This is a genomic window from Sediminibacterium sp. (genome assembly GCF_019264485.1).
Lineage (GTDB): Bacteria > Bacteroidota > Bacteroidia > Chitinophagales > Chitinophagaceae > Sediminibacterium.
Genome location: NZ_JAHVAA010000015.1, coordinates 190278 through 215833 on the forward strand (window position 1 = coordinate 190278; position 25556 = coordinate 215833).

The following is a 25556-nucleotide window of genomic DNA, read 5'->3' on the forward strand; positions in this document are numbered from 1 at the left end:
AAGTACACAGAATTAGTTCAGTGTGTTTCAGTGTCTTCAGTGGCAATACCCTTTATAAAACAATCTGTCCTATTTTTAAAAATAAATTTTGCGAAACCAGATAGTTGCATATATATTTGCAACCGAACGGTTTCTTATAAATTATTTTACCATGAACACCATTGCATTATTGGTACTTGCTTCAGGAACAGTATCCTTATTGGCTTTCCTGACACTCCATTTTGTAAGCCGTGAATTTCACCCCGGCTGGCGTATGATCAGCGAATATGCGCTGGGATCACACAAATGGCTGCTCACTGTTTTCTTTGTATGCTGGGGTATTTGCTCTATATCGGCTTCTATTTTATTATGGAACCTGGTACATGGCTTTTGGCCTTCTGTTGGTATTGTATGCTTGTTCCTAACCGGTATTGGTGCTATCATGGGAGGTTTGTTTGATGTGAAACACAAACTGCATGGAATGGCTTTTGGCATTGGTATACCTTTTCTCCCGCTCGGGGTATTATTGATCAGTTATACATTGATAAAAGAAGATTTCTGGTCGCATGAACGATTGAGCATTTTATTATCCGCACATGCTATATGGCTATCAGTGGTGCTAATGGCCGTATCAATGGTTTTATTGTTTTCAGGTTTTAAAAAAGCGGGTATTCCATTCGGACCAGCTATTGCGCCGCCAGAAAAATTACCGGCAGGCGTAATTGGCATCAATGGATACTTCAACCGTTTACTGGTTATTTGTTACCTCTTATGGCCCATGCTGCTTGCATGGTTATATTATAACGCAAAGATTTGAGCCGTTAACCAATCGAAATATCAACTCGGCTGTAACAGGTCCCACAAATTTCCATACAGGTCTTTAAATACTGCTACAGTGCCATACGATTCTGTTTTAGGTTCCCGTACAAATTCAATACCATTGTTCATCATATGCCGATAGTCTCGCCAGAAATCATCTGTCTGCAGAAAGAGAAACACACGTCCGCCTGTCTGGTTACCGATACATTTCTCCTGTTCTTCTCCGGAGGCTTTAGCGAGTAAAATTTGTGTGCCATCAGAGCCGGGCGGGGCTATCAATACCCATCGTTTATTTTGTTCTGGCTGGTACATATCTTCTACCAGTGTAAAGTTGAGCTTACCTGTATAGAAATCGATGGCTTCGTCGTAGTCTTTTACCAATAATGAGATATGTATGATGGATTGTTTCATGATTCCGGTTATATGGCATGCTATTAAAAATACAGGATTTAGAGAAGTAATAGTATAAAAGTCACACCCCATTTTTTGATAATAATTATCTTGCAAACTGATAAATTAAACTCATGTACCAACTTAGAAAAGCAGTAGCGGCAGATTATCCTGAACTCTTAGTTCTCTGGGAGGCTTCTGTAAGAGCTACGCATCATTTTCTTGATCCGGATGATATTTTATTTTTCAAAAATATTATTCAGGAACATCATGCTTTTTCACTGGTAGCAATTACCTGCATTGTTGATGAACAAAACAAGGTACTTGGTTTTATGGGTATTGCAGAAGATAAAATGGAGATGCTTTTCCTCGACCCTGATCAAAGGGGAAAAGGTTTAGGCAAACAGCTGATGCAATATGCATTGAAAGAATACCATATTACCAAAGTAGATGTGAATGAACAGAATGAAACTGCCAGAAGGTTTTATGAAAATTTTGGATTTACTGTAAAAAGCCGTTCCCCTTTTGATGGAACAGATAAGCCTTACCCCATTTTACATATGGAACTAAAATAGTTTATCCATTTACCGTTCCCGCCACTCCGCCTACCATTTATTGTTATTTTTCAAAATCACTTCGCCTCACACGTATTCTATAATCCAGGTCGTAGTCGACTATCATCAGTCATCAATTCTGTTAACAATTACGAACATTTCAATTATTTTCATTTTTATCTTTACACCACAATCAATCAAAAATGGGTTTAGTTTATGCAACTATTACATTGATCAATGGCGAGGAGCTGATTCTTGCGAAAAGGCATCTGATTGGTACAGATGAAATAAAGCAGATGAATGCATCGATGTTCGTGAACAGTGGTGCATATATGATGGCCATTAATGAAACTATCTGCGAACAACTTAGCCTGTCAATTAAGGAAAAAAGAAAGGTTCAGTTAGCCAATGGTGAGATTGCCGAGTACAATGTGGCAGGGCCAATAGAAGTACGTTTTAAAAACCGAAGGTCAAATATGGATGCCCTGGTTTTACCTGGTAACAATGAACCATTACTGGGAGCCATCCCGATGGAAGATATGGATGTATTGATTCACCCGCAAAGACAGGAATTGGTGGTGAATCCGGAACACCCCTATTTTGTCCAGATGGTGATGAAATAAAAAGCGATTCTCAGCCTAAGATATTATAGAAGCTTATTTAGTTTTTACAGCTACCAATATTTTACCCCCCTCAGAAAGAAAGTGCTACAGCATTTTAAAGTTGTAGCCTTAAACACGTAATGCATTTCAATGATGCAGTAGCCCGTGCGTATGCTACAACCTACTCATTCAGTAGCTACGAATTGCGGGATATTACACCTTTATTGACCCAAAGAAAAAACAATAAAGAACGTTGGTTGCCACGAAACAACCTGGGGGTTCGTAATAGACAGCCCAGCCAAAAGCAAAACTGAAAAAACCGAGTTCACGGTAGCGGGAATTTTGCGTGACGCTGAATAAACAAACTCCGAACCATGGCGAAAGACAGGTGAGGGTAAAAATACTGCAGATGCAACTACCAGAATTTAAAATGATGAATCTGGACGATCTTGACAACTCCGAAATGCAAGAGATATCCGGAGGCGCATGGCCAAAGTGGTTAAAGGGTATTACCTGGGCCGCTGTAGGCAAAGAAATCATCGATCACTGGGATGAGATCAAAAAAGGCCTGGTGGATGGATGGAATTCAGTAAAATAAAAAATCGTATTACTATGACTCAATCAATTGATCTTTTAAAGTATGAAGGACTCTGCGAGTTATCTTCAGAACAAATGCTGGCAATTGAAGGTGGAGGGTTTTGGCGCGATGTAGCCTACCTCATTGGTGCAACAACCCATGCCATCTGGCAATTTTCAAAACAGGCAATGGAGTACCAGCACTCCCTGCCGGCAAATTTAAAAAAGTAATTAACCATGCAAGAACTGAGTTCGCAACAGAACTCAGTTCTTTTATTTCTAACAACTATGAAAAAGAAACTGTCAACTTTCCAATGGTTTGTTTTCTTTCTTGCGCTCTTTTTACTTTCTGCATCCATTTTAAAATGCCATTAATATGTGTATCCATACAGCTAATAGATATTATAATAATTTTATCAACAGATTAGGCAGACAGAAAACAACCATGCTTATATTGTACACTGTTGGTATAGATGTATTAATTACACTTATCTTTTCTCTTATCCTCTTCCCGTCTCATACTGCAGGACCAGTTCATACATCAATAATTGAAGGTTTTTTTATTGCGGTTTTACTTAGTCCATTTATTGAAACTTTATTGTTCCAGCACCTGGTCATAAAATTTATCCTGAATAAGAAAGCGACTGCAACATTAGTATCCTGTATGGTTTCAGCTACACTTTTCGCCATCTCACATTACTATTCATGGCAATACATACTCAAAACATTTATATCCGGACTACTGTTTGCCTCACTATACCTTGCCATAAGGCACAAACGTCAAAACCCGGTAATCATCGTTTTTATAGCCCATGCTATCTATAACTGTATTGGTTTGATAGTTGATATTGTAAGTGCCTACTTATAAATACCAATAATGAACAATTTATATAGTATACATACTTCCAGAAAAAACACGCATATACTTTACATAGTAATACTATTACTTATTCTTTCCACTCTATCTGCTCTCCCATTTATCAAAACAAGTATTTCTGTTATTTCACCAGGCATCATCCGGCCACTTAATGAAAGAACAGAACTCAAACCGGCTGTTTCGGGCATCATTGATACTTTACTGGTAAAAGAAGGAGATACCATCATGCAGGGGCAATTGGTAGCAAGAATTAAGGACAATGTTTCCGGCCCTCAAATAGTCTTGAACGATATTGAAGTCAGACAGCGGCTAAACTTCATCAGTGATCTTGAATTACTGATTACTGCGAAGAATTATCACAGCTTACTACTGAAAACACCGCTTTACCGTCTTCAGTTAAGCAGGTTTTTATTCCAGCTAACCGATCAGCAAGCTGCTATAAAAAAAGTCAGTCATGAACAGGAAATCAATACGCTTTTGTTGAATGACAAAGTTATTGCACGCAAAGAGCATTTTGACAAGGAAATTGAATCAGAGCGTTTAATTGCTTTATTCAATGCTTTTAAGCAGGAGCAGATTACCAATTGGCAAAACGAATTAGAGCGATACAAAACAGAAACATCTCAGTTTATTGCTCAGCGAAAACAAATAGAAAGCCATCAGAAAACCCATTTTTTATATGCTCCAGTTTCCGGAGAGATTCAACATGTCAATACCCGTTATGCAGGAGGTTTTATTACCGCAGGAGAACCGCTCTGCATTATTTCACCGCAATCTGATTTAATTGGTGAATGTTATATCAGCACAAGAGATATGGGGTTGTTGAAAATCAATCAACCTGTCCGATTTCAGATAGATGCTTTTGATTACAATTATTTTGGAATACTAACAGGCAAAATTACATCCATCGACAATGACTTTACATTATTAGACAATAAACCCGTTTTCAAAGTTCGCTGCACCTTCGATGATACCCAACTATTATTAAAAAACGGTTATAGGGGCATACTTAAAAAAGGACTCAGTTTCCAGGCCAGGTTTACGGTAACTGAACGTACCCTTTGGCAATTATTGTTTGACAAAGTGGACGATTGGCTGAATCCTACCGCGCCTGCTGGGCAGCTTACTAAAAAACAGCCATGAAAAAAAAGATACGCATTCAACAAAGAGACATTACAGATTGTGGCGCAGCTTGTCTGGCTTCTGTAGCCATACATTACAATTTACAATTGCCCGTGAGCCGCATTCGCCAATATTCAGGAACAGATAAACAGGGTACGAATGTACTTGGACTTATTGAAGCAGCAGAAAGATTGGGTTTTCAGATCAAAGCTGCCAAAGGTCAATTAGAAAGTTTAGCGAAAATTCCACTTCCTGCTATTGCACATGTCGTATTAAAAAATGGTTTACACCATTATGTGGTTATTTATAAGGTTATTAAAAAGTATATTACTTATATGGATCCCGGTGATGGAGCTTTTCATAAAGTAACCTTTCCAAAGTTTAAAGAAATTTGGAGTGGCGTGATTGTGCTATTAGTTCCAAATGATGATTTTGTAGCTGGTAAACAAAAAATCGCTAATACAGTACGATTCTGGCAGTTAATTCGTCCCCACTCTGCAATCATAATACAGGCTTTACTAGGGGCATTACTATATAGCATTCTTGGCTTATCGACCTCTCTTTATATCCAAAAAATTGTTGACTTTGTACTGATAGAAGGGAACATACGCCTGCTGAACCTGCTGAGCATTGTGATGGTTGTAATATTGATTTTTCAACTCTTTATTAGCGGCTTAAAAACAGTATTTGCGCTCCGTACCGGACAAATGATTGATGCACGTTTAATACTAAGCTACTATAAACATCTGTTGAAATTACCCCAACGTTTTTTTGACACCATGCGGGTAGGCGAAATCATCAGTCGCGTAAATGATGCAGTAAAAATCAGGGACTTTATTAATAGTGTTGCCCTGAATATCATTGTAAATACACTGATCATTTGTTTCAGTCTGGCTGTCATGTTTCTATACTACTGGAAGCTCGCTTTACTGATGCTGATGATCGTTCCGATTTACCTTGTTTTATACTGGATCAGTAATAGTGTTAATAAAAAATGGCAAAGGAAACTGATGGAAGAATCTGCAGAACTGGAAACACAACTGGTAGAAAGCCTCAATGCTGTTGGTACGATCAAAAGATTCGGACTCGAAAACTATGCCAATGAAAAAACAGAAACCCGGTTTTTCAATTTGTTACACAGCGTATATAAAAGCAGTATTTATTCACTCTATATAGGAACGGGGGCAGAATTTTTTACCCGCATATTCACTATCGGTCTGTTATGGGCCGGAAGTTATTTTGTGATCAACAGAGAACTATCTCCCGGCGAGCTCCTTTCATTTTATGCCTTGATTGGTTATTTCACAGGTCCTGCCTCATCGCTAATCAACGCCAATAAACAAATACAGGATGCATTGATAGCTGCTGACCGGTTATTTGAAATTATTGACCTGGAAACAGAAAATAACCAGCAGCACAGCATTCATCTCAAACCTGAACAGGTTGGTAATATACTTTTAAACAATATCCATTTTCGCTATGGAACAAGAGCCATGGTATTTGAAGGATTAACACTACAGATAAAAAAAGGGTGCAGTACTGCTATTGTGGGTGAAAGCGGTAGTGGTAAATCAACCTTATTATCCTTATTACAAAATCTTTACGCACTCAAAGAAGGAAGTATCAGTATCGGCGGAATCGACATGCAGCATATCAGTCATAAAAGTCTGAGAGAAAGGATTGCAGTAGTGCCACAACATATCGATCTATTCAGCGGAACCATTATTGAAAATATTGCCATTGGCGATCCGGAGCCCGACCTTCAACAGATTATTAGCCTATCGCAAATGCTGGGAATACACGGTTTTATTGAACAGCTACCCAATACTTATAACAGCCTGCTAAGCGAACAGGGTACCAATCTTTCCGGTGGGCAAAGACAACGCATTGCCATTGCCAGGGCACTGTATCGAAATCCGGAAGTGCTGGTACTTGATGAAGCCACCAGCAGTCTCGACCCAGTTAGCGAGCAACAGGTTCAGCAAACCCTTCAGTGGTTTCAGCAACAGGGTAAAACCATTATCATCATAGCGCACAGGTTGTCTACTGTGAGGCATTGCGATACAATACTAGTTCTACAAAAAGGGAAATTAGTTGAAGAAGGAAATCATGAAATGCTTCTTATGAATAAAGGGCCATACTGTGAGCTTTGGTGCCATTATAAGTGAGTAAAGTTGCTGTATTGAGGTTTATTGCTTATTCTTATTTTTTAATTTATGATTCACTTCTGAAAAGAATCTTTACGACTTTTACCTTTCACATCATATCTCTTCTTTCTTAAAAAAAGAAATCCCGCCACAAGTGACGGGATCCCATTCAAACAGACAAAGCAATCGAAGAGACCGAGTTTATACCGCCTGAGGCGATACCGTAATCAGTTATACATTAGGGGCTGCCTGAAGAATTTCTTCGCTGACACCCGCAGCATATTTTGAGAAATTATTAATAAACTGTTGTGCCAGGTCTTTTGCTTTTGCATCGTATGCAGCAGCATCGGCCCAGGTATTTCTGGGGTTCAGTATTTCTGCCGGCGCACCAGGGCAACTCAATGGCATCATCATACCAAACACAGGGTGTTGTTCAAACTGTACAGCATCAAGTTCACCCTTTAATGCAGCAGTAATCATAGCACGTGTATAGCTTAATTTCATCCTGCTTCCCACACCATACGATCCTCCACTCCAACCTGTATTGATCATCCATACTTTCACATCATGTTCTTTCATTTTCTGTCCAAGCATCTCTGCATATTTACCCGGATGCAGTGGCAGGAAAGGCGCACCAAAACAGGCACTGAAAGTTGATTTAGGTTCTGTTACTCCTGCTTCTGTACCGGCAACTTTGGCTGTGTAACCACTGATAAACTGGTACATGGCCTGTCCGGGTGTTAAACGGCTGATGGGTGGTAATACACCATATGCATCGCAGGTAAGAAAGAAAATATTTTTAGGAAGTCCGCCAATACTGGGCTCAGCTGCATTACTGATAAAATGCAAAGGATAGCTTACACGTGTATTCTCAGTAATTTTTTTAGAAGAAAAATCAATCTGGTTAGTTCCAGTAATAAATCCAATGTTCTCTACCAATGCTCCGGGGCGGATGGCATGAAATATCTCAGGTTCTTTTTCTTCACTCAAGTCAATGGTTTTGGCATAACAACCGCCTTCAAAATTAAATACGCTGTTACCCGTCCAGCCATGTTCATCATCACCAATGAGTTTACGGTTAGGGTCGGCACTCAGTGTTGTTTTACCTGTACCACTCAGTCCAAAGAAAATAGCTACGTCACCAGCATCACCCATATTGGCACTGCAGTGCATGCTGAGTACATTTTTCTGTTGAGGTAATACATAATTGAGGATGGTGAAAATACCTTTCTTCATCTCACCTGTATAACCGGTGCCACCAATGAGAATGGTTTTGTGTGTAAAGGAAACCACTGCAAAATTATGCTGACGTGTACCATCTACTGAAGGATCGGCTTTAAAACCCGGAGCCTGAATAATATGCCATTCAGGTGTAAAGTTTTCCAGTTCCTGTTCCGTTGGGCGCAGGAACATATTATAGGCAAATAAATTGCTCCATGGATTTTCATTGATCACACGGATATTCATCCGGTAAACCGGATCGGCACAAGCATAAGCATCACGTACCCAAATCTCTTCTTTACCATTCAGGTAATTAAGCATCTTATCCCTAAGCTGGAAGAAATATTTTTCTTCGATGGCAATGTTAAAATTGTTCCAATGAACAGTGTCGGCCGTAATGGCGTCTTTTACTATAAACTTGTCCTGCGGAGAACGACCGGTAAATTCACCTGTCTCAATACAGAGGGCACCTGTATTGTTTAATACTCCCTGACCACGAAATACGGTCTGCTCGGTTAATGCTTCCTGACTTAGTTGATAATGAACATGATGCATTGGTTTTAGTCCCAATGCCGTCAATTGCTGAAGGTTTAGCTGGGTCATAGATTCAATCATATACGAACAATCGTTAGTTAGTTGGGCAAAATTAATTGTTTAACGCTTTCGATGATTTTTTTATGTAGTATCTACACATTGGTATTCATCAATCGTTTGCGGAGAATCTTTTAAGATATTCAAGGAATTTTATGAGATAGTAGTGTTTCCTTAATATCTCCTCCCAAAAATTGAAGTTTTTATAAAAAAATGGGTGCAAAAGCGCAAAATCCTGCAAGCATCTCCTCGTCAAGAAGTATTTTTACCAAAATTATCTAAAACATGGCGGCTACGGCAGTTAAGGGAACACTCACCCACGAACATATTCAAGCATTCAAATCCATACTGGGTGATGCTTTTGTATTTGCAGATGAAGAAAACCTGAATCATTACGGTCATGACGAAACCGAGCATTTATTATACCTGCCTGAAGTAGTGGTAAAACCCCGGACTGCTGAAGAAATTTCCGCTATTCTGAAAATTTGCAATAAAGACCTGATTCCGGTTACTCCCCGTGGGGCAGGAACGGGTTTAAGTGGTGGTGCATTACCTCACCTGGGTGGTGTATTGCTATCTACAGAAAGAATGAACAGCATTCTTACTATTGATGAACGTAACCTGCAAGTCATTACCGAGCCAGGTGTTATTACAGAAGTTTTACAAAATGCTGTAAAAGAAAAAGGACTTTTCTATCCCCCCGATCCCAGCAGCCGTGGCAGTTGTTTTATTGGTGGCAACATTGCCGAGAACAGTGGTGGACCTAAAGCAGTAAAATATGGTGTGGTAAAAGATTATGTACTGAACCTTGAGGTGGTATTACCCAACGGAGAAATTATATGGACAGGTGCCAATGTACTGAAAAACTCTACTGGCTATAATCTTACTCAACTGGTGGTAGGCAGTGAAGGCACATTGGGTATTGTTACCAAGATTGTGCTGAAACTTATTCCCTTTCCTAAATATGATCTGTTAATGCTGGTGCCTTTTGCTTCACTCGAAAAAGCCAGTGAAGCTGTAAGCGCCATCTTCCGTGCCGGTTTTGTGCCAAGTGCATTGGAACTGGTTGAAATAGATGCATTAAAGATTGTAAGCAAAATGGTAGACAGCACAGCTGTTCCTGTTGATGATTCTATTGCCGCTCACCTGATCATAGAAGTAGATGGCAATAATATGGAAGTGCTGATGAGTCAAATGGAATCAATTGCTGAATTACTTACGCAGTTTGATGCAGGTGAAGTATTTTTTGCCGACGATGCACAACAAAAAGCAGAGCTCTGGAAATTACGCCGTCGTGTGGCAGAAGCCGTAAAAACAAGTGGTTATACCATCGAAGAAGATACTGTGGTACCCCGTGCAGAATTGCCTGTGCTGATTAAAGGTGTAAAAGAACTCGGCAAACAATATGGCTTCCATGCTGTTTGTTATGGACATGCCGGCGATGGCAACCTGCATATACGCATCAATCATCCTACCATCAAAAACAGTCATGGCAATGCTGAAATGACCCATGCCCTGCGTGCCTTGTTTGAACTGGTAAAAAGCCTGGGAGGAACCATCAGTGGAGAACATGGTATCGGACTGATACAGAAACCATATATGGCAACTGTATTCCGCGATGCCAATCTGCACATCATGAGAGAAATAAAAAAAGCATTTGATCCTAACAATATTTTAAATGCAGGTAAAATCTTTGACCTGAACTGAGCCGTACATTTGCATAAATACCAATGACCATGAAAAAAAGCGTATTGTTTACCTGTCTTTTGTTGCTTTGCACCAGTGTATTTGCACAACAAAATGAAAGTGATGAACAACCCAAAGGTTTTAAAAGAGAAAACATGTTCTTTGGTTCAAGTTTGAACCTCTCACTGGGTAATCGTTTCTTTAATGTAGGGGTAAATCCGGAGCTGGGTTATAGTCTTAACAAATGGCTGGATGCCGGCGTATCGCTGAACATCAATTATTTCTCCCAGAATGCATCTGATTTCAGCAATACCCGTTTTCGTAATTTCAACTACGGTGCCGGTACTTTTTTACGCATCTGGCCGGTAAACTTTTTACACCTGCAGGTTCAGCCGGAATATAACTGGATCAGCTCTTCTCAAAAGAATGTCATCACCGGACAATCAGCCAGGTATAACTATAATGCAGAAAGTTTATTAGTAGGTATTGGCTATGGCAGCAGGGTTGTTGGCAATCAGTATTCCTATGTTACACTTATGATTGATGTGTTACAGAATATCAACTCGCCTTATCGTGATCAGTTTAATGATCCATTACCGGTTTTCAGAGCGGGCTTTGGCGTGTACCTTAACCGAAAAAAGCAATAGCTTCATCGGCATTATTGGCTACAACCAGACGTTCGCGCCAGTCTTCATATAAAAAACCTTCTGCGGCCATCTGCTCAATATGTGCCACAAGATGCTGATAATATCCTGCTGCATTCAGCAGGATTATTTTTTTATTGTGGATATTCAGTGTGTTCCAGGTAAGCATTTCGAATAATTCATCCAATGTTCCGTTACCACCGGGTAATACAATGGCTGCATCACACAATTCATACATCATCTTCTTGCGAATATGCATATCCTTCACCACATGTAATTCTGTAATGCCTTCATGCTGGTGCTCCCATTCAAGCAATACTTCGGGTATTACACCGATAGCTTTACCTCCATTTTCCATAATAGCATTGGCCACTGCTCCCATCAGCCCTTTATTACCGCCGCCATAAATAAGCGTAATTCCCTTCTCTGCCATCAGCTTACCTAACTTTGAAGCATCGGCCTGAAAAACCGGGTTGTTCCCATTCTTTGAACCGCAAAAAACTGCAATACGCTTTGTCTGCATGCATCTCATTTTACGCCACAATGTAAGCAGCTTTATCATTCCAAGCCAAAAGGGCCTGTTTTTTATTTGTAAAACTTAGGGTTTCAATTCCCGCAATAAACCGCAAACAACCCCTATCTTTACCCTGAACGATTGTTATTCAGCTTTAAATAATAACGCTATGTCGCCACTGCTTTTGTTTTCTTTTGTCATCATTTACTTCCTGATTTTACTGGCTGTAGCCTGGTATACCGGCAGAAACAGTACAAATGACTCTTTCTTTATCGGTAACAGAAACAGTAACTGGATGCTGGTGGCATTTGGTATGATTGGTACTTCATTAAGTGGGGTAACATTTGTAAGTGTACCCGGTGCAGTGGCAAAAGAATCTTTTGCGTATATGCAGATAACATTGGGGTACCTGATCGGTTATATGGTGATTGCTTTTGTATTACTGCCGCTTTATTACAAACTCAACCTTACTTCCATTTACAATTACCTTAGTTCGCGACTGGGTTTTGCATCTTATAAAACAGGTGCTTCATTTTTTATCCTGTCACGTACACTGGGCGCCACTGCCCGTTTGTATCTGGTAGTACGCATACTGCAGGATGCCATCCTCGAAAGTTTTCATATTCCTTTCTGGGCTACAACACTCATCATTTTGCTGATGATCTTACTATATACCTATGAAGGTGGTGTAAAAACCATTGTATGGACCGATACTTTACAGACTTCCTGCATGCTGATTGGTCTGGTAATATGCGTAGTCTATATTTTGAGTCAGTTAGATATGGGTATTGGTCAAAGTCTTTCTGCCATGGGCGATAAAGGTTATTCAAAAATATTTTTCACTGAACCTGAAAGCCGTTTCTTTTTTCTGAAACAGATACTGGCAGGTGCTTTTGTAACCATTACCATGACAGGCATGGACCAGGAAATGATGCAGAAAAATATTTCTGTTAAAACATTGAAAGACTCTCAGAAGAATGTGGTAACCCTTGGTTTTATTATGCTGGCTGTAATAGGATTGTTCCTCTTCCTTGGTGGTTTATTACATCTTTATGCCGATGCACAGGGAATCGCGGCAACAGGTGATAAACTATTCCCCACTATTGCATTACAACACATGCCAAGCATGGTATCGGTAATATTCATCATTGCTTTGATCTCTGCTCTCTTTCCCAGTGCAGATGGGGCCATTACGGCACTTACTTCTTCATTCTGCATTGATATCATTGGCTTACAGCGACGTGATGACTGGACCGATGCACAAAAGAAAAAAATCAGACAGCGCGTACACCTGGTATTTGCATTTATCTTTCTCTTATTTGTGATGATATATAAATGGATCGACAGCAGCAGTATGATTGGTGTAATTCTGAAAGTAGCAGCTTATACCTATGGCCCATTACTTGGCCTCTTTACATTTGGAATCCTGCTAAAACGTGCTGTAAATGATAAATTGGTACCTGTTATTTGTATAGCATCTCCATTGTTATGCCTGGTATTGGATAAATTTCAGAAACAGATTTTTGGTTCTTTTGAAATTGGACTGGAGCTGTTAATTATTAATGGTACAATTACTTTTCTGGGATTGTTGTTAATTTCTAAAAAAGCAGTTACAAGCAACTAAAGTTAATACGCATCAGTAAGGATAGATAATCGGGATTGAAAATAATAATTACCTGTGAGTGTATTCTTTCATTTTTTTAACCCTCATGGCCAGTACTGCAGAATCCCGGCCAACAGTATCTATCCTGCTTTTGTTTAACTGCAACAAGAAAAACTGGTCATGATTTTCAGGATAATCATCTGGTTCTTCATCCAGACTATGATCATGGCTGTTATTTTGATGAATGAGAATATTCAACTTGCCTCCATTTGTAAATATCCACGATTCTTTTTCAAATGAATCTCCTGCATCACCAAATGATTCAGCGAGTTCAATGTAGGAGGGGTTTATTTTTTTTGTTTGTTCATTATATATAAACAGTTTAATTGAAGACGGATAATAAACAGAAGGGCTTCTTGTTATCAGCCCCCAGTAATTTTCTCCTACTTTTATCCGCTTGCTTGCAAAAAGACCTGGTGGATCATTAAAATGTGAGGCTGCGATTTCTTGGGGAAATACTAAAATCTGTAAGCTATCCAAGACTTTCCCATGATAGAAATAGTTTTCGTTAAAATCATCCTTTGCCGGAAATACAAAAACAGTATCCGCTGCAATAGTTTCATAAGCAAGGAGCAAGTTATCCTCATTCGAACTTGTTCTATCTTTACAACCACATACAAGAAGCATTACTGCCAGTAATTTCTTCATTTCGATTAAGTGAATAATACCATCACAATCTTCTCTTATAATTGTAATCTGGCATAGGATTTTTAAAATATTTCTTTGTCATATCTCCTGTTACAAGACTTAGTACGACTACTCCTCCTTTCTCACCTCAGCCCATACAAATTCCTCAATCTCATCAAAAAGGCTCCGTGTTCTGGTTTTGCCTTTCGCTTGTTCTTCATACTTATTGGTAAGGGTAAGCGCAAGCTGGTACATTTCTTCCGTTGCCGTCTGGTCTGCCATTTCCGCAAAACTTTTGGGTTGCTCACTTGTTTCCAGTTCCCTGATATAACACAATACTTCCACCACTTCAAAATGTGTTTTTTGCCAGGAATCAAATCCATTGGGGAAATCAGGCATAGCCATAGCAAATCATTTTTGTGAGTAATCTTATCTCTTTAAAAATACTCATTTTTCATCTCAAAAAGTCACTGCCCCATCAATATCAAAATCTTAGCAATGTCTTAACCATCACATCCATAAATTTTATAACCTCCGAAATAGCTATTGCACTATTAATTATCTGTAAGCAAGTCTCCCCAACTAATTTTGACTTTTGAATTTTGAATTTTGCCCGAAGAACTCCTTTGGAGAATTATGTATTCCCCAATCCACCCCTCAGTTTCGTATCTTCGCCCTATGACCCCCCCCCCGATTCTTTCCCCAAAAGCTGAAGCCTATGCCATGGCATTTACATCATCTGAAGATGCTCTTTTGGAGGAAATTGCCGGTTATACCGCCCAAGAACACCCTCAGGCACATATGCTGAGTGGACAGGTCCAGGGAAAATTTTTATCCTTCCTGAGCACTATTCAGCGTCCAAAATACGTTTTAGAGATAGGTACTTTTACCGGGTACAGCGCCCTTTGTCTGGCTGAAGGTCTTCAACCAGACGGAGAGCTCCATACCATTGAATGTCGCGAGGAAGATGCCAGCACAGCCAGGAACTATTTTAGCAAAAGCAAAAGAAATCATCAGATACATTTGCACGTAGGCAATGCCGCAGAGATTATACCAGCATTGGAATATCAATGGGATCTGGTTTTTATAGATGCGGATAAAACCGGCTATATCGGTTATTATGAGCAACTGGTACCACGTCTTAATAAGGATGGACTGATTATTGCAGATAATGTGTTGTTTCATGGACAGGTATTGGAAGACCCGATCAGCGGAAAAAATGGGAAAGCCATCCATGCATTCAATGAACATGTGCAGCAGGATGAAAGAACGGAACAGGTATTATTAACCATCAGGGATGGGCTCTTACTGATTAAAAAGAAAGAAGCATGAAAAAATGGATCTTATTACTGACAGTTTATTGTTGTGCCTGTACAATCGGCAGGGCGCAGACGCTTTCAGTGAAAGAAAAAACAGAAGCCTATATCAATAGTTATAAAGAACTGGCTATCGAAGAAATGCTGCGTACAGGTGTACCCGCATCTATTAAACTGGCGCAGGGTATTTTAGAATCGCAGTTCGGAGAGAGTCCGCTGGCCAAAAATGCCAATAATCATTTTGGTATTAAATGTAAAACTGAATGGACAGGTGAAAAAACCTATCATGACGATGATGCCAAAGGAGAATGCTTTCGTGTATACCCTACTGCTGAACAATCGTACCGCGACCATTCTGATTTTTTGAAAAACAGACCACATTATTCTTTTCTTTTTAAACTGGAACCTACTGATATTACCGGTTGGGCCTATGGACTTAAACGTGCAGGTTATGCCACCAGCTCTACCTATCCTGAAAAATTACTGAAGGTTATTGAAGATTATAAACTGCACCAGTATACCATGCTGGCCATTGCTATTAAAGACAATAGAAATGCTCCTGTAGTGGCGCCCGCTCAGCAGGTTACAGCTACTATAGACATTTCAAAAACACCTGTTCACTGGGCAAAAGAGGAACAGGATAAAACAAAAGAAGACAAGACTCCAGAAATTGACAAGAACAAAGAAAATAAGGTACAGGAGAACAAGATAAAAGAAGAAGTAAAAACTGCTCCGGTTCAGGCTTCTGCAGAAGATATTGCCGATAAAACTGAAGACACTATAGTTCCTGAAAAGAAAGTAGAACCTGCTGTAGAGAAAAAAACCGCTCCCTATCCCGATGGTGTATTTACCATTAACCACACAAAAGCCATTTATGCCAAAGAAGGTACATCTCTCCTCGCATTGGCACACCGGTACGATATCAGCCTGAGTAAATTATTTGATTTCAATGAGTTGCCGGAAACCGATATACTGGAAACAGACCAGTTATTATTTATCGAGAAAAAACAAAAAAGAGGTGCATCCGATCTGCATGAAGTGGTAACTGGTGAAACCATACATGCAATTGGTCAGAAAGAAGGTATTCGTCTCGAAAGCCTGCTCGAATACAATAAGCTTAAAAAAGACAGCCAGCTTTCAGCAGGTCAAAAACTATATCTCCGTTCTCCGGCTGAAATTAAAAGTGCCGCTGCAAAAGCAAAACCCAAAAACACAAAATAATTCAAGATGAATGTGATCACTGTTCACGATAAAGATTTTGTTCCCTATTTACCCGAAGACCTGATTCGTGAAAAAGTTAAAGAACTGGCGAAACAGCTCGATACAGATTATGCGGGCAAAAAACCATTATTCATCGCTATCCTGAACGGTTCTTTCATGTTTGCAGCTGATCTGTTCAAAGAATTATCCATTGAAGCAGAAATTTGTTTTATCAAATTGGCTTCTTACAAAGGAACCAAGTCTACCGGTCAGGTGATTACCGCTATCGGACTTGACACAGAGATCAATAATCGTCATGTGGTTATACTGGAAGATATTATTGATACCGGTAAAACCATGAGCGAATTTTTACCACAACTTTTCAATCAACAGCCCTTATCACTTAAAGTAGCCGTGCTTTTACACAAGCCCGATGCCATGAAATACCCTATACAGATGGATTACTGCTGTTTTACCATCCCCAACCGTTTTGTACTGGGTTATGGGCTTGATTACGATGGATTGGGCAGAAATATCAAAGAAATCTACCAGCTTAAAACCGAAGCATAACAAGGCTTTAACAGCAACATCCATACCTGGGTATCTTGATTTAGCGTTATATTGTAATTGAAACCCCTTCGCCAAATGAATAAACGCATTTGGATATTACTGTGCTGTCTTGCCTGTTGTCTTTTCTCCACTGCGCAATATTATATTCGTGGTGAGGTAAGAAACGAACATGGGGTATTACTCGAAGGTGTTAAAATAAAGCTCAAATCAAAACCACGACAATTGTTTTCAAGTGGTAGTTCCGGAGCATTCGGCATTTCAGTAACACAAATCAAAGACTCCTTATCACTTCATTTAGAAGGTTATGAAAAACTTTCTGTACTGGCTGACAGCAGACAGTTTCAACGGCTTCAGCTAAAAACATTACCAGGCACTTTAAAATTATACAGGAATAACAGGGCTTCTATTGTTTCCAACGCTAACACCAATGCTTACCTTCCATATGCAAAACAGGGAGAAAGTTACAGTGGCCTGATTGAAAATGATTTTATCAAAGCAGCCGCATTCCCCGAAACAGGCTTTTCACTCAATATTGATAATGCTGCTTACAGTAATATCAGGCGTTTTATTTCGAACCAGATGTTTGTACCGGCAGATGCTGTTCGTATTGAAGAGATGCTGAATTATTTCAGCCTTCCGATTATTGAAAACCTATCCCAAAAAAACATAGACCAGTTCAATTTTAATTTTAAACACACAGGTTGTCCATGGAACCAGACTAATCAGTTATTGTTTCTTCAGATAGAAGCACCCACCATACCATTGGAAAATGTACCTCCATCGAATCTGGTATTCCTGATCGATATATCGGGATCAATGGACAAACCCAATCGTTTACCTCTATTACAATCTGCTTTCAAATTATTGGTGAATAACCTGCGCGATTGCGACACTATTACTATTGCCACTTATGGAGGCGGTGTGGGTATTGTACTTCCGCCAACCAGTGGAGCCTTTAAGCAAACCATTAAAAACGCAATAGATTCATTATCTGCTGGTGGAGACACACCCGGATCTGGCGCTATTGAACTGGCCTACCAGTTGGCCAAAGACAATTTTATACCCCAAGGCAATAACCGTGTAATACTTGCTACTGATGGAGATTTTAACGTGGGACAGTCCTCCGAAAAGGAATTGGAAGAATTGATAGTACGCTATCAGCAAACAGGTATTTACCTTACCTGTCTGGGTGTTGGCATGGGTAATTATAAAGACAGTAAACTGGAATCATTATCGAAAAAAGGAAATGGCAATTTCGCCTATATAGACCAGGCAAGGGAAGCTGAAAAAGTTTTAGTAAAGGAATTCACCAAAACCATTTTTGCGGTTGCCGATGATGCCGCCATCACAGTTCGTTTTAACCCTGCTACTGTAGCAGATTACAGGTTGATTGGTTTTGACAATAAAAAAACTGCCCTGGAAGACAGCAGCAGCGTATTGGAAGGTGGTGAAATCGGTAGTGGCCATAGCATCATGGCCATTTTTGAAATAACACCTGCCAAAGACAGTGCCGCATCCGTTCAACAATTGCTGGCTGCTATACAGCTCAGTTATAAAAAGCCTGGTACCAATAATATTGTTCAGCAGTTTTTTTCAGCTAATTATCAGGGAGTAAGTATTCAGCAGACAGATAGTATGTATCGTTTTGCGGCAGCAGTTGCCATGTTTGGCTCCGTATTACGAAACTCGAAATACACAAAAGATTATCAGTTAGAAGATGTGCTAACACTTGCAAAATCAGGTATCCGCCGGAACGATCTTCTCCAAAATGAATTTGGCAGATTAATAGAGCAGGCCATCCTGCTCTATCATCCGCCAAAGAAAAAAAGAAAATAAGTTGGTATTAACTGAAAGCTTCCTTCACCCTTTCAAAGAAACTTTTATCGCTCTTATTGGGATTGGGTTTGAAATTAGGACTCTCACTTAATTTTTCCAGTATACGCTTTTCTTCATCGCTTACCTGCTGGGGTGTCCATACATTTACATAAATCAATTGATCGCCTTTATTGTAACCCTGTACTTCCGGGAAACCCTTCCCTTTCAGTCTGAATATTTTTCCACTCTGTGTACCGGGAGGTATTTTAATTTTTGCCCTGCCATCAATAGTAGGCACTTCTACCTGTGTACCAAAAACGGCATCAGAGAATGATAAATAAAGATCGTATGCCACATTCAATCCATCGCGTTGTAATTCAGGATGTGCTTCTTCTTCAATCTGAATAATAAGATCACCTGCAAACCCACCACGTTCTCCTGCATTCCCTTTACCATTCATGCTCAGTTGCATGCCTTCCTGCACTCCTGCCGGGATATCTATACTGATGGTTTCTTCTCCATATACCCTTCCCTCTCCCTTACAACTACCACATTTCGCTGTTACAGTAGAGCCCTCTCCATTACAGGTTGGACAGGTGCTTACTGTTTGCATTTGTCCGAGGAAAGTATTGGTTACCCTTCTTACCTGACCAGAGCCGCCGCAGGTTCCACAATTCTGTACACTGTTTTTATCTTTCGCACCATTGCCGTTACAGGTATTACATAAAACATGTTTCTTCACTTTCACATTCTTCGTAACCCCTTTTGCAATCTCTTCAAAATTCAGTTTGAGTTTAATACGAAGATTACTACCTCTTTGTCCGCGAGCCCTGCCTCCACCACCACTGCTTCTTCTGCTTCCGCCACCAAAGAATCCGCCAAACATATCGTCACCAAAAATATCTCCAAACTGACTGAAGATATCATCCATATTACTGTATCCTCCTCCGCCGCCACTTGTACCCGGACCAAACGCAGCATGGCCATAACGGTCGTATTTGGCTTTTTTATCCGCGTCACTGAGAATTTCATATGCTTCAGCAGCTTCTTTAAACTTTTCCTCGGCCTCTTTATCACCTGGGTTACGGTCGGGGTGGTATTGCATAGCCACTTTCCGATAAGCTTTTTTAATCTCATCGGCAGAAGCTGATTTACTCACACCCAATATTTCGTAGAAATCTCTTTTAGCCATTGTGTTTTATTTGTTGATGTCGGATGTCAGATGTCTGATTTATTTTTCAAATCAGACATCTGATATCCGACATCTGACATCTCCAAATTATTTCCCTACCACCACTTTCGCGAAGCGAATGATTTTATCATTTAAAAAATATCCTTTCATTACTTCATCCAATACCTTTCCTTTCAGGTCTTCGGTTGGGGCAGGAATTTCCGTAATGGCTTCATGTTTCTCCACGTCGAAATCTGCATGAATACTTTCCATGGCTTTTACCCCTTTGGATTGCAGATTGGAACGAAGTTTATTGAAAACGAGTTGAATACCTTCCCGCTGAACGGTAATATCATCACTGCTTTGTAATTGCTTCTCTGCACGATCGCAGTCATCCAACACATCAAGCAGAGAAACGATTACGTCTTTACCCGCAGTCTGTATCAGTTCAATACGTTCTTTAGCTGTTCGGCGTCTGAAATTGTCGAATTCGGCCATGAGGCGCAGGTATTTATCTTTTTGCTCCTGTAATTCGGCCTGTAATTTATCCAGCTGGCTGTCATCCGTCACAGGTTCATTCAGGTGTGAGGTACCTGCGGCATTTTCATCTGTATTGATATCAATACCCTGATTCAGCTCTTCATTTACGTTTGAGGTAGTTGTTGCCTGTTCTTCCATGGTTATTTTACTTAATACTTATTGTGGCATTACCTGTCAAAAATTTTGCCGATGCAAAGAAACGGGAAAAAATGGCAGTTTGTAGGGCTAAAAAGCGGGTCTTGTCAGTTGAAATACAGCTATTTCCCGATTTACAGGTCGCTTTAACAGCATGGGCTCTGGGGGCTATGGATTATCTTCGCGCCATGACAAATGTGTATCTCAGGAAAAAGATCGCTCCCAGGATCGCCAATGGCCATCCCTGGATATTCGGGAATGAAGTGGAAAGGGTATCAGGACCAGTGGAAGCAGGCGATATTGTTGATGTTTTTTATGCCGACGGAAAATTTGCCGGCCGGGGATATGTGAACCCCAAATCGCAGATCATGGTGCGTTTGTTAAGCCGTAAAAAAGAAGAAATCGATGAGCAGTTCTTTTATAACCGGATAGCTGAAGCATGGAGCTATCGCCAGAAAATTGGTTATACCGAAAACTGCCGGCTCATTTTTGGCGAAGCCGATTATATGCCGGCACTAATCATTGATAAATTCAATGACTATTTTGTATTACAAACCCTTTCGCTGGGTATGGATAAATGGAAACCTGCTATTGTAAAAGCACTCGAATCCCTATTCTCCCCCAAAGGTATTTATGAGCGTAATGATGTACCCGTTCGTGAACTGGAAGGCTTGCCACAACACAAAGGTTTTTTATCTGCCCCTTTCGATACCAATATCATCATCAATGAAAATGGATTGAAGTTTCATGTTGATATTGAAAATGGACAGAAAACAGGTTATTTTCTCGACCAGCAGGATAACCGGCGCGCTATTCAGCATATAGTAAAAGGAGCCGAAGTATTGGGCGCATTTACCTATACGGGTACTTTTGAAATTCATGCGGCGCATTATGGCGCTAAATCTGTTTTAGGTTTGGACATTTCTGAAAATGCAGTGGCACAGGCAAACCGCAATGCGGCTTTAAACGGACTTGAAAATATCTGTCGTTTTGAAGCCATGAATGCATTTGATGTGTTGAAACAGTGGGGTAAAGATGGAAGACAATATGATGTTGTCATGTTAGACCCACCCGCTTTCACCAAAAGCAGGGAAAATATTCAAAAAGCAATTACAGGTTATAAGGAAATTAACCTGAGAGGAATGAAGCTCATACGCAATGGAGGTTTCCTTGTAACCTCTAGTTGTACCAATCTGGTACAGCCCGATCTCTTTTTACAAACCATTGAAATGGCTGCTAAAGATGCACGCAAAAAAATAAGACAGGTTACCTTTCAGGCACAGGCCAGCGATCATCCGATTATCTGGGGAATGGAGAATACGAATTATTTGAAGTTTTTGATTGTAGAAGTTTCTGATAAATAAAAATTTAAAAGCCAAAATTCAAAAAAATGAGTAGATAAATGATCTTCGCTTTTTGAATTTTGGCTTTTGAATTTTGAATTAATCTCCTCACTTCCAATCCGGCCATCTGCCGGGTGTATATGGGGCCTTGTTCAGTTCCAATTGTTTTTCGAGCGCCAATATTTCTTCATCCAGTTTACGCATAGCTGTCAATACACTGCTTAGACCTTTGGATGCAATGGCATAGTCGTTACGATAAGTTGTGGTGATAGCAGATGTTGAGTTCCACACACCTCCTTCCACATCTCCTACTCTGGCTGCTACAGATGGTGGCGTTTCAAATTCGCGACGCGATTTAGTAGCATCACCTGTCAGTTGTATTCCGATTTCGTTCAGTTTAAGTGTAAGTGCATATGCTTTCTCCACCACTGCTTTGGGCGATGCTGCTATATCCTGTGCCGCTGCATTTATATTTGCTAACCTGGTGCGCATGGTCGCATAAATATCAGTTGTAGCACTCACTGCTTTTCTCAATGAAGCTACCTGCTTGTAGAACGACAGGTTATCTTCCATATTTACCGGCAGGCTGCTTTGTTGCAACAGTTTACAGGTGAAACTAACAGGGCCGGCTATTTCGGTGAGTTGGCCATCTTCATATTTCGATAATGAAACAGTGTATTCACCCGGCATGGCCAGGTGTCCTTTTTCTTCTCCACCAAATAATTGATCAGGTGCAGGTATTGTTCTGCCAACCACAGGCGCAGGTGTGGCATACCTGAAATCCCATACAATTTTTTGCAGCCCTTTTTTAGCTGGTGCTTTTAGATGCCGCACCACATCTCCTGCTTTATCGCGAATGGTAAATAATAAATAAGGGTCGGGCTGATTATCTTCCAATCTTAAACTGTCGATAGAAGGATAATACACTTTTTCTCCTTTTTCATTCTTCGCTTTTTCATTTTCTGTCCGGATATCTTTCAGTTTTTTACTCTCGCTTTTAATATAGTAATTAAACACGGCACCAACTGGTGGATTGGGTGTACTGAAATAGCTACTACCCAAATGACCTTTATCCCTTAAACCCAGTGGAAACCTTTCAATATACATCAGGCTTTCTTTCACAGGAAAAATCACTGCATCTTTAGCCATCGTTTCTTTTTTGAAGGAACGTAATACGCTATAATCATCGAGAATATAAAAACCTCTTCCGAAAGTAGCCAGTACCAGGTCATTCTCTCTTCTCTGAATCTCAATATCGCGAACAGCAGCAACGGGTAGACCTGCTTTTAACTGAATCCATTCCTGTCCGCCATTATTGGAGAAGAAAACACCAAATTCTGTTCCTGCAAATAGCAGATCGCGATCTACATGATCTTCCGCAATACTGTACACACTTCCTCTCTGTGGCAGGTTAGACTGTATAGGTTTCCATGTTTTACCGGCATCGGTTGTTTTTAACACATAAGGCTTGAAATCTCCATAACGATGATGATTGAAACATACATAAGCTGTATTTACATCATGCAGCGATGCAATAATCTGATGTACATAACTCATTTCAGGAACACCGGGCAGTTTATCGAACTTCGTCCAGTTTTTTCCTCCGTCGGTGGTTAATTGTATAAGGCCATCATCAGTACCTACCCAAAGCATTTCAGGGTTGAGTTTTGATTCGGCTATCGATGTAAGCTGACCAAAAATATCTGTACTCCCATTTTTTGCGATGGCATCTACAGACCATACTTTACCCATCACTTCAAATTTATTCCGATCAATCTGTCTGGTCAGGTCCGGGCTGATTACTTTCCAGCTATTGCCGCGGTCATCTGTTCTGAATACTTTATTGGCACCAAAATATAAGCGTGCATTATCATGCTGACTAATCAGCAATGGTGCATCCCAGTTCCAGCGGTAGGCAGCTTCATTTTCTCCTTCTGATGGTTTAATGCCATAGTACTCGCCGCTTTTTCTGTCGAAGCGAACCAAGCCTCCATACTGGCTTTGTGCATAGATGATATCGGGGTTTGACTGATCTACCTGTGTTTCAAAACCATCACCAATGGATGTGATATACCAGTCGCTGTTAACAATACCATTTCCAGATGTTGTTCTGCTGGGTCCGCCCAAACTCAGGTTATCCTGAGTTCCACCATGTACGCTATAAAATGGATAGGCATTATCGGTAGCCACTTTATAAAATTGTGTTACAGGCAGGTTCGATTTAAAATCCCAGCTCTTTGCAAAATCCCATGTTTCATAGATACCACCATCGCAACCCACCAGCAGGTGATCTGTATCATTGGGATCTATCCAGACAGCATGGTTATCGATGTGTTTATTGATTTCTCCTAAATTGTATACTGTTTTACCTGCATCATCACTTACTTTATAATACACATCGGTAATAAAAATGCGGTTAACATTTTGGGGATCGCAAACAATTTCCTGGTAATAATTTCCTGATGTTGCAAAACCACTTCGCTTTTCCCAGCTCTGTCCTTTGTCTTTGGAAAGATAGATTCCTCCTTTGTTGTCTTTTCCTTCCACCACCGTATACAATACATCCGGATTTACAGGACTGATGGCCAGTCCAATCCTCCCCAGTTCACCACCAGGAAAACCGCCTTCTACTTTTTTCCAGGTATCGCCCCCATCTGTTGTTTTATATAAAGCAGATTCAGGTCCGCCGCCGATATAAGTAAATACCTTTCTCATACGTTGGTGAAAGGATGCGTATAATACATTCGGATTACGTGGATCCATTACCAGGTCGTTACATCCCGTATAACTGCTCACTGTTTTAATGGCATTCCAGGTTAAACCACCATCGGTAGATTTATATACGCCCCGTTCTCCACCTTCACTCCATACCGGACCATAAGCAGCTACATAAATAATATTGGAATTGGTTGGGTCTACGATGATTTCCGCAATATGCTCTGAATTTTTCAGTCCCATATTTTTCCAGGTTTTTCCAGCATCTTCCGATTTATAGATACCATCACCATAGGAAAGTGAACGCTGGTTATTATTTTCACCTGAACCTACCCAGATTACATTACTGTTATTCGGATCAATTGTTACACAACCAATCGAGTACGAACCCTGTGCATCGAATATGGGTTGAAACGTAACTCCATGATTTGTTGTTTTCCATACACCACCTGCAGAACTGGCAACATAGTATTCACTATGATTAGCTGGGTTTACCGCAAAATCTGAAATACGCCCTGAAGTTACTGCAGGACCGATAGACCGAAAACGCAGGTTGGAAAATGTGGCTGTATTAAATTCCGGAGAACCGGCAGCTTTATTTTGTGCCACACTCATTACCGGTAATAGCATTACCAGTATCCTTACAATGGATTGAATAATCAGTTTCATATGATTAGCATTAGCTTGGTTAATCATCCCGTTACAAACGGGACAGCATTAAATATAAGGAAAAAAATTA

Annotated in this window: 24 protein-coding genes; 16 read left to right on the top strand and 8 right to left on the bottom strand. The window is 40.2% G+C overall.

The genetic code is table 11. From position 1 onward, the window contains the following. Nucleotides 1–151: 151 nt before the first annotated feature. Nucleotides 152–796, top strand: coding sequence for a DUF998 domain-containing protein (locus KXJ59_RS15570; RefSeq protein WP_295206729.1), 645 nt, complete (start codon nucleotides 152–154; stop codon nucleotides 794–796). 20 nt (nucleotides 797–816) lie between these two features. Here the strand turns inward: KXJ59_RS15570 and KXJ59_RS15575 are convergent, their stop codons facing one another. After that, complete coding sequence (locus tag KXJ59_RS15575; RefSeq protein WP_295206731.1) at nucleotides 817–1209, bottom strand: VOC family protein; 393 nt, start codon at nucleotides 1207–1209, stop codon at nucleotides 817–819. A gap of 113 nt (nucleotides 1210–1322) precedes the next feature. Between KXJ59_RS15575 and KXJ59_RS15580 the strand changes: the two genes are divergently transcribed. The 7 genes from KXJ59_RS15580 to KXJ59_RS15610 all read left to right on the top strand — a co-directional run bounded on the left by KXJ59_RS15580 (nucleotide 1323) and on the right by KXJ59_RS15610 (nucleotide 7087). Beyond that, nucleotides 1323–1763 carry a GNAT family N-acetyltransferase gene (locus KXJ59_RS15580; protein WP_295206732.1) on the top strand — a complete coding sequence of 147 codons (441 nt, stop codon included), beginning with the start codon at nucleotides 1323–1325 and terminating at the stop codon, nucleotides 1761–1763. Between the two features lie 182 nt (nucleotides 1764–1945). Further along, nucleotides 1946–2365, top strand: a complete 420-nt coding sequence (locus KXJ59_RS15585; RefSeq protein WP_295206734.1) for a retroviral-like aspartic protease family protein — start codon at nucleotides 1946–1948, stop codon at nucleotides 2363–2365. 388 nt (nucleotides 2366–2753) lie between these two features. Beyond that, a complete protein-coding gene (locus KXJ59_RS15590; protein ID WP_295206736.1) occupies nucleotides 2754–2942 on the top strand; it encodes a hypothetical protein in 189 nt (62 codons plus the stop codon). Nucleotides 2943–2956: 14 nt separating this feature from the next. Continuing rightward, nucleotides 2957–3151 (top strand): hypothetical protein, encoded by a 195-nt coding sequence (locus KXJ59_RS15595; RefSeq protein ID WP_295206738.1) that lies wholly within the window; start codon nucleotides 2957–2959, stop codon nucleotides 3149–3151. Between the two features lie 214 nt (nucleotides 3152–3365). After that, nucleotides 3366–3788 carry a CPBP family glutamic-type intramembrane protease gene (locus KXJ59_RS15600; protein WP_295206739.1) on the top strand — a complete coding sequence of 141 codons (423 nt, stop codon included), beginning with the start codon at nucleotides 3366–3368 and terminating at the stop codon, nucleotides 3786–3788. 9 nt (nucleotides 3789–3797) lie between these two features. Then, a complete protein-coding gene (locus KXJ59_RS15605; protein ID WP_295206740.1) occupies nucleotides 3798–4940 on the top strand; it encodes an HlyD family efflux transporter periplasmic adaptor subunit in 1143 nt (380 codons plus the stop codon). After that, on the top strand, nucleotides 4937–7087 hold the full coding sequence (locus KXJ59_RS15610; protein ID WP_295206742.1) for a peptidase domain-containing ABC transporter: 2151 nt from the start codon (nucleotides 4937–4939) through the stop codon (nucleotides 7085–7087). Before KXJ59_RS15605 ends, KXJ59_RS15610 begins: the two co-directional genes overlap by 4 nt. Nucleotides 7088–7297: 210 nt before the next feature. On the opposite strand, the gene pckA is transcribed toward KXJ59_RS15610, so the two are convergent. Continuing rightward, a complete protein-coding gene (gene pckA / locus KXJ59_RS15615) occupies nucleotides 7298–8890 on the bottom strand; it encodes a phosphoenolpyruvate carboxykinase (ATP) (protein WP_295206744.1) in 1593 nt (530 codons plus the stop codon). Nucleotides 8891–9163: 273 nt separating this feature from the next. Between pckA and KXJ59_RS15620 the strand changes: the two genes are divergently transcribed. Then, entirely contained in the window at nucleotides 9164–10585 is a 1422-nt protein-coding gene (locus KXJ59_RS15620) for an FAD-linked oxidase C-terminal domain-containing protein (protein WP_295206745.1), read from the top strand. Between the two features lie 29 nt (nucleotides 10586–10614). After that, entirely contained in the window at nucleotides 10615–11211 is a 597-nt protein-coding gene (locus KXJ59_RS15625; protein ID WP_295206746.1) for a hypothetical protein, read from the top strand. Here KXJ59_RS15625 and KXJ59_RS15630 read toward each other — a convergent pair. Next, a complete protein-coding gene (locus KXJ59_RS15630; RefSeq protein ID WP_295206748.1) occupies nucleotides 11192–11731 on the bottom strand; it encodes a TIGR00730 family Rossman fold protein in 540 nt (179 codons plus the stop codon). The two genes, KXJ59_RS15625 and KXJ59_RS15630, sit on opposite strands and share 20 nt — an antisense overlap. 160 nt (nucleotides 11732–11891) lie before the next feature. On the opposite strand from KXJ59_RS15630, the gene KXJ59_RS15635 reads away from it, so the two are divergent. Continuing rightward, nucleotides 11892–13346 (top strand): sodium:solute symporter, encoded by a 1455-nt coding sequence (locus tag KXJ59_RS15635; RefSeq protein ID WP_295206750.1) that lies wholly within the window; start codon nucleotides 11892–11894, stop codon nucleotides 13344–13346. A 48-nt stretch (nucleotides 13347–13394) separates the two neighbouring features. Here the strand turns inward: KXJ59_RS15635 and KXJ59_RS15640 are convergent, their stop codons facing one another. After that, nucleotides 13395–14033, bottom strand: a complete 639-nt coding sequence (locus KXJ59_RS15640) for a hypothetical protein (protein WP_295206752.1) — start codon at nucleotides 14031–14033, stop codon at nucleotides 13395–13397. Between the two features lie 108 nt (nucleotides 14034–14141). After that, a complete protein-coding gene (locus tag KXJ59_RS15645) occupies nucleotides 14142–14417 on the bottom strand; it encodes a hypothetical protein (RefSeq protein ID WP_295206754.1) in 276 nt (91 codons plus the stop codon). 273 nt (nucleotides 14418–14690) lie between these two features. On the opposite strand from KXJ59_RS15645, the gene KXJ59_RS15650 reads away from it, so the two are divergent. From KXJ59_RS15650 to KXJ59_RS15665, 4 genes are all read left to right on the top strand, one after another. Continuing rightward, nucleotides 14691–15344, top strand: coding sequence for an O-methyltransferase (locus KXJ59_RS15650; RefSeq protein ID WP_295206755.1), 654 nt, complete (start codon nucleotides 14691–14693; stop codon nucleotides 15342–15344). Next, nucleotides 15341–16549, top strand: coding sequence for a glucosaminidase domain-containing protein (locus KXJ59_RS15655; RefSeq protein WP_295206757.1), 1209 nt, complete (start codon nucleotides 15341–15343; stop codon nucleotides 16547–16549). Before KXJ59_RS15650 ends, KXJ59_RS15655 begins: the two co-directional genes overlap by 4 nt. Before the next feature lie 6 nt (nucleotides 16550–16555). Beyond that, nucleotides 16556–17098, top strand: coding sequence for a hypoxanthine phosphoribosyltransferase (hpt, locus tag KXJ59_RS15660; protein WP_295206759.1), 543 nt, complete (start codon nucleotides 16556–16558; stop codon nucleotides 17096–17098). Nucleotides 17099–17173: 75 nt separating this feature from the next. Further along, entirely contained in the window at nucleotides 17174–18934 is a 1761-nt protein-coding gene (locus KXJ59_RS15665; protein WP_295206761.1) for a VWA domain-containing protein, read from the top strand. A 7-nt stretch (nucleotides 18935–18941) separates the two neighbouring features. On the opposite strand, the gene dnaJ is transcribed toward KXJ59_RS15665, so the two are convergent. Together dnaJ and KXJ59_RS15675 are read right to left on the bottom strand one after the other, a co-directional pair. Then, on the bottom strand, nucleotides 18942–20105 hold the full coding sequence (gene dnaJ, locus KXJ59_RS15670; RefSeq protein ID WP_295206763.1) for a molecular chaperone DnaJ: 1164 nt from the start codon (nucleotides 20103–20105) through the stop codon (nucleotides 18942–18944). An 87-nt stretch (nucleotides 20106–20192) separates the two neighbouring features. Continuing rightward, the gene (locus KXJ59_RS15675) at nucleotides 20193–20762 is read right to left on the bottom strand and encodes a nucleotide exchange factor GrpE (protein WP_295206765.1); all 570 of its coding nucleotides are present in this window, start codon (nucleotides 20760–20762) and stop codon (nucleotides 20193–20195) included. Between the two features lie 101 nt (nucleotides 20763–20863). Between KXJ59_RS15675 and KXJ59_RS15680 the strand changes: the two genes are divergently transcribed. Continuing rightward, entirely contained in the window at nucleotides 20864–22123 is a 1260-nt protein-coding gene (locus KXJ59_RS15680; protein ID WP_295206767.1) for a class I SAM-dependent rRNA methyltransferase, read from the top strand. A gap of 87 nt (nucleotides 22124–22210) precedes the next feature. Here the strand turns inward: KXJ59_RS15680 and KXJ59_RS15685 are convergent, their stop codons facing one another. Next, nucleotides 22211–25486, bottom strand: a complete 3276-nt coding sequence (locus KXJ59_RS15685; protein ID WP_295206768.1) for a hypothetical protein — start codon at nucleotides 25484–25486, stop codon at nucleotides 22211–22213. Nucleotides 25487–25556 lie beyond the last annotated feature (70 nt).